Annotated in this window: 6 protein-coding genes; 2 read left to right on the forward strand and 4 right to left on the reverse strand. The window is 42.6% G+C overall.

Annotated elements, in window-relative coordinates:
- The first annotated feature begins 123 nt into the window (after nt 1–123).
- Entirely contained in the window at nt 124–681 is a 558-nt protein-coding gene (locus I3249_RS12790) for a hypothetical protein (protein ID WP_238070210.1), read from the forward strand.
- 124 nt (nt 682–805) lie between these two features.
- On the opposite strand, the gene I3249_RS12795 is transcribed toward I3249_RS12790, so the two are convergent.
- From I3249_RS12795 to I3249_RS12805, 3 genes are all read right to left on the reverse strand, one after another.
- Nucleotides 806–1,810, reverse strand: coding sequence for a YhdH/YhfP family quinone oxidoreductase (locus I3249_RS12795; protein WP_238070211.1), 1,005 nt, complete (start codon nt 1,808–1,810; stop codon nt 806–808).
- A gap of 187 nt (nt 1,811–1,997) precedes the next feature.
- Nucleotides 1,998–2,975: a zinc-binding dehydrogenase gene (locus tag I3249_RS12800; RefSeq protein WP_238070212.1), complete on the reverse strand. Its 978-nt coding sequence runs from the start codon at nt 2,973–2,975 to the stop codon at nt 1,998–2,000.
- Nucleotides 2,976–3,210: 235 nt separating this feature from the next.
- Entirely contained in the window at nt 3,211–3,465 is a 255-nt protein-coding gene (locus I3249_RS12805; protein WP_238070213.1) for a DUF2798 domain-containing protein, read from the reverse strand.
- A 337-nt stretch (nt 3,466–3,802) separates the two neighbouring features.
- On the opposite strand from I3249_RS12805, the gene I3249_RS12810 reads away from it, so the two are divergent.
- Entirely contained in the window at nt 3,803–4,522 is a 720-nt protein-coding gene (locus I3249_RS12810) for an aspartate/glutamate racemase family protein (protein ID WP_238070214.1), read from the forward strand.
- A gap of 25 nt (nt 4,523–4,547) precedes the next feature.
- Here the strand turns inward: I3249_RS12810 and I3249_RS12815 are convergent, their stop codons facing one another.
- Complete coding sequence (locus I3249_RS12815; protein WP_238070215.1) at nt 4,548–5,591, reverse strand: nitronate monooxygenase; 1,044 nt, start codon at nt 5,589–5,591, stop codon at nt 4,548–4,550.
- Between the last annotated feature and the right edge of the window lie 233 nt (nt 5,592–5,824).

Below are 5,824 nucleotides of genomic sequence, written 5' to 3' on the forward strand. Positions count from 1 at the left end.
TGTCAGTTTGGTTAGTCATTGCTTATTCTCCTGTTAGTGGATTATAAGCAGTTACACAGTTTTTAGGAAACTCCCGAAAAAATACTAAGTGATGCTAATATCGCCACGCGTTTTCCTAATTTAATGTATGAACAACTAGACATTGCAAGTCGATATAAAGATTTATTTCCACTGAGTATTGCTGACTCCCTTACAGTTAAACAGGCAGTCGTCTTTCAACAGTTTAGCCAGTTTAGCGTTCTTGAGTCTTTTAAAGCTTTATCTAGATTGGAGAATTTTCCTTTCAACAGTATTGCAACAACTGAGTCCGACAGTATTCCAAATTTAGAAGAGAATGCTGGTATAACTGTATTGGAATTAGATTCGAAAATAAGCGATGAGCTATCTACTGTAGATGATTTCAATCAATTATCAGAAGAGAGACGTATCATATTAATCAATTTATATCGAGATTATTACTATCCTTTGATATTGAACAGTTTAGTGATACTTATGTGTTTACAAGATTTCTTAGAACAAAAGTTAGACCTAACAAATAATACATTCATCTTTGTTGGAAAATCAAAAGAAAAGCTATCTCATGTTAGCAATGTATATCGACCAAACCCATCAGCAATCATGGATAGTATAGTTGCAAGTTCCATAATGCTCTTAATAGCTAAGTTTTTAAGTTTTAGCTAAAATCTTATTATGAAAACAATGGCGAAAATTTACATGAATATAGAAATAGCTTCCTAAACCAAAAAAAAGCAGCGCCTCAAAAGAGATGCTGCTTTTTTTACGAAAATTAGTTTTAAACCAAAACCTAACCCTTCACATTCACCACATAACGCCCAACCACTTTGCTCGACATAAAGCGATCTAAGTATTCTGGCGTTTGCTCTAGCGTAATCTCTTCACCATAGCTCTCTAGATTAGGCAGTTTCATATCAGTGGCAACACGTTTCCAGATGGCTTCTTTATCCGCCAACGGGATATAGACTGAGTCGATACCCAATAATGATACTGCTCTAGTGATAAACGGCATGACCGTCATCGAAAACTCAGCGCCACCTGCTAGACCACAGCTCGTCACCGCGCCGCCCGCTTTAGTCTGTTTGAGCAAGTTAGATAGGTAGTCGCCGCCGATAGTATCAATGGCGTTTGCCCATAGCTCACGGCCGACAGGTTTGTTACCGATTTCATTGATGGTATCGCGATGACGTACTTCGCTCGCGCCAAGCTCTTTTAAATGTTCGCTTTGCTCTGGCTTACCTGAGAATGCAATCACGTCATAGCCGAGCTGCTTTAAGATAGCGATACTGATTGTACCGACGCCACCTGTTGCACCAGTTACAGCGACTGGGCCATCACTTGGTTTTGCGCCCATTTTTTCTAGCTTTTGGACACTTAGTGCTGCGGTTAGACCGCCAGTACCATAGGTCATTGCTTCTTTTAGCGTCAGCGTTTCTGGGCAAGGTAGCGCCCACTCTGCGGGGATTGAGATCATCTGACCGAGGCCGCCATCGGTATCCATACCGAGATCATAGCCGAATACTAATACTTCTTGTCCTGCGCTAAACGTGCCTGACTTATCACTGACGACCACGCCAGCGGCATCGATACCAGGGGTATGTGGGTACTGTTTGGTGATTCGTTTATTACCAGTGGCTGACATCGCATCTTTAAAGTTTAATGATGAATAATGCACTTCGATGAGCAAGTCATTTTCTGGCAAGTCACTAACTTTGCGCTCTTGGATGCTTTTTTTGAATTCGCCATCACTGGTTTCTTCGACGACTAAGGCTTTGAAGGTTGTATCGTTTGACATAGTTATATCCTTATTAAATCTTATTATTTGGGTTGATAGGTAGTTGCTTATGTTTGCATTAGAATTACCATAACAACAGTACGGTTAAAATAAAAAAGCCCAAGGTATTATCTAATGAGTAATACAAATGGACTTTTCATATTTTTTGATACCTTTAATGACAGTCATTGCAAGGTTAGAGGATCGCTTAAGGCTTCAGGATAACTTTACCTTTTTTGCTTGATTGTACTTTTCCAGAGACGGCAATTGTGATGTCATCTAGACTATAAATGGCTTCGATAGGTAGCTTTAGATCGCCGTTCGAAGCGCGTTCTAGTAGCTCATCGATTAGACGTTGTTTGTTGTCTAGATCCATTTCTTGACTGGTTTTGCTGCCCCAGAAGCCTTTTACAACGGCTTGCTTAAAGATCAAGCTGCCAGCGTCTAGTGCCATTGGCTTGCCTGACATGATACCAAATGAGACCAGCGTGCCTTTGCTACCAAGTAATGATAGTAGCTCGTTGCTCGACTCACCACCGACTGAATCGACGGCTGCTGTTATCTTGTCATCACCAATGATAGCGCGAACTTGGTCTTTCCAGTCATCATCAGCGGTGACGACATTGTTTTTGATACCGAGTGAGGTCAGCTCTTCTATCGCGTCTTTACTACGTACGAGGTTAATCGTATTTACACCGCGTGCTGCTGCTAGCATCGCAAGCGTTTTACCGACAGCGCCGTTTGCCGCGTTATGAATAATCCATTGACCTTTATCTACTTCCAGGAATTCTAATAGCATTAGGGCAGATAACGGCATCGCAATCAGTTGGGCAGCCAACTCGTCTTCGATGCTATCAGGCATGTTAAATACCATGCTGGCAGGGGCGACAAAATACTCCGCCCACGTCTCGTGCACACTGGCACAAGCCACACGTTGACCAACACTTAGATCTGTCACATCATCGCCCACGGCATCGATAATACCTAGCGCTTCACTACCACCGATGGCTGGCATCTCAGGCTTATAGCCGTATTGACCACTTACGGTTAGCAAGTCATGGTTATGAATAGGGGAGAGAATGGTTTTGATACGGACTTCGTTGGCAGCAGGCTGCGGCATAGGACGCTCGCCCACGCTCAGTACGTCGGAAGGTTTGCCAAAGCTGTTATGAATAGCACTACGCATGATGATTTCCTTTGTTTATTTTTAATAATCGTATTCTAGTTATTTGATTGTCTATCAGTGATGGACACTCGAAAAAAGCGTGCGATCAGCTAACAACAGTAGCAACTTTGACGGATTGTTATCAGTACTTTTTTGGTTAAGTAACGTTGTTGCTTACTGATGAGGACATTGCACAATCATGGCAAATTCAAGACAACGATATTATTGGGAAATATGCTGTAGTGCGCAGGAATATTTAATAAAACTCTATCCTGCTCAGTACATGCTCTTGTATTAGATAGGCGCAGATGTACGCACTTGGCCATGCAAACATAAAGGCCAATCCCCAAGAATGCATCAATTCTGCAAAAAAGCCATCAACGTAGCCTACTTTTACCAATAATAGCGCTGACGAGATAATAAGCGACATTATCATAGCCATCAGACCTGTAAAGATAAGGCGATAATATTTGCGGCGTGTACGTATTCTGATAGTGGGGAAGTTGGCCATAGTATTCGATTGTCCTAAATAGTGTTAGCTATGCCCAGCCTATGATGCGGGCATACGGTGTAAATATAATAATCAGGTAGTGAGTGGTCATAATAGAGAGGGTAGTAACTACCAGTGTTCATCATACTCCGTGATACCGACCGGGTAAAATCGTTATTATTAATGGTAGGGTTTGCGATATATTATTAATATGATTATTGTCTTTAAATCAGCATTTTAAAGCTTTTTGAAGAGATCACTTCTAAAACGAATATCTCTAAAAATAGCGCGTTCTCAGCAGTCGATTTTGCTACGATAACTTACTATAACTAAGAACAAAAACCACTAGGAGTATAGTATGGCAGCTCAAGAACAACGAGGGTCTCAACAAAAAACATTAGGAATCATCGGTGGTATGAGCTGGGAGAGTACCGAGAGCTATTATCGTCTGATTAATGAAGGTGTCAAGCATCAGCTTGGCGGACTACATTCAGCAGATTTGTTGATTCATAGTGTGGATTTTGCGTTGATCAATACGTTACAGGAGCAAGGCAGATGGGACGAGCTAGGTGTAATAATGGCTAGCAGTGCTCAGCGTCTACAAGCAGCTGGCGTACAAGGAATCATGATTGCCTCTAACACGATGCATAAATTGGTTGATGACGTACGCTCCGCCACAGACTTGCCATTGACTCATATCGCTGATGCGACTACTGATGCTATCAAAAAACAAAATCTCACCAAAATAGCTCTGCTTGGTACTCAGTTTACGATGACTCAAGATTTCTATAAGCAGCGTCTGATTGATGCGGGTTTACAAGTATTGATACCAGAAGATGAGGCAAGAGCAGAAGTACATCGCATTATCAAAAAAGAGCTGTGTGTCGGTGAGTTTAAAGACAGCTCACGAGAGTATTATCGTCAAGTGATTAAAGATTTGGCAGCGCAAGGGGCAGAGGGTGTGATCTTGGGCTGCACAGAGATTGGTTTACTTATCAAACAGGCTGATAGCCCGATACCTGTATTTGATACCACAGCTATTCATGCAGCTGCGGCGGTAGATTTTTTATTAGAGTAGTGCGGACTGATAAAAATATTTAAGCCTATAACGTTTTCACCAGTCGCTCAAGCAGTTCAAGCGTGCTCTCTTGTTTGACCAAAGTTACCCCTTGTCCTGCCCATAAAGATTGATGTTCTGCATCCATATTTTTAGAGGCATGAGCTCGCATAGATTTGGACATGGCATTTAATTGTGGGTAGGGCGGTAGCGCATCAGCGCTTTCAAATTGAGCAAAATCACGTAGATAATCGTTTAATAAACCACGAGCGAGCTTACCTGAGAATAATCGAGTTAAGCGCGTTTCTGAGCTGCGCTTATCTTGACTGGCATCGAGTAAGGCTTGTTTATAAGTATCATTGATACCGCATTGGTCGGTGGTCAAAAACGCTGTCCCCATTTGTGCAAGCTCAGCACCTGCCGCTTGTACTACCTTGATATCCTGTCCCGTCATAATGCCACCTGCTGCAATCAAAGGAATATCAGTACAGGCGCGGGTTTGGCCGATCAAAGTCAATAATCCCAATGGATCGCTTTCACTTTGCGGTAACCAACCACCGCGATGTCCACCCGCTTCGACCCCTTGTACACATACCGCATCTGCGCCAATATCTGCCCATGCTGTCGCTTCTAATGGATGATTAGCGGTACCGATGACGCGCGTGCCGAGACTTTGCAGACGCTGAACTTGCTCAGCACTGATAATGCCAAAGGTAAAACTGGCAACAGGCACAGGGTTGTCATAGAGCACTTGTAGCTGCTCTGCAAAGCTCTGCGCTGGGCGTTCAGGTAGTGTAAATTCGATATCATTGTCTTGATAGTACTCACTCAGCCAAGCGGGAATTGCGGTATCAAAGGTCGTAGATTCTTGCTCAGACAATACCATGAGATTGATCATAAACGGTCGGTTAGTGAGCGATTTAATGGTATCAATTTGGCTGGTCAAAACATTTGGCGCAGTCATGCCAGATCCTAATGAGCCCAGTCCACCAAAATTACTCACCATCGCTGCCAGCTCAGGCGTGGTTGCACCTGCCATTGGCGCTTGAACGATAGGGTAGGTTAAGTTTAGAGTATCAAGTAAGGTCATGATGGGTAGCCTTTTATTAAGGTGTTTGCATGGCTTACTTTAACAGAGCTGAGTAAATAGTATGTGAGATAGTGTTTATTTAGTTGCTGAATAGGGTGGTGGGTTTTGACTACGGAATTGTAGTTAAATTATTTGACTATAAAACTGTAGTTAAAGTAGACCTCTTGCAAAAGTCATAAGCTAAGCTCGAAATTAACAAGACCGGCGAACAGCTTCATTCTAAGATCATAGCG

This window comes from Psychrobacter sp. Ps1, from assembly GCF_022129425.1.
In the GTDB taxonomy this organism is placed as follows: domain Bacteria; phylum Pseudomonadota; class Gammaproteobacteria; order Pseudomonadales; family Moraxellaceae; genus Psychrobacter.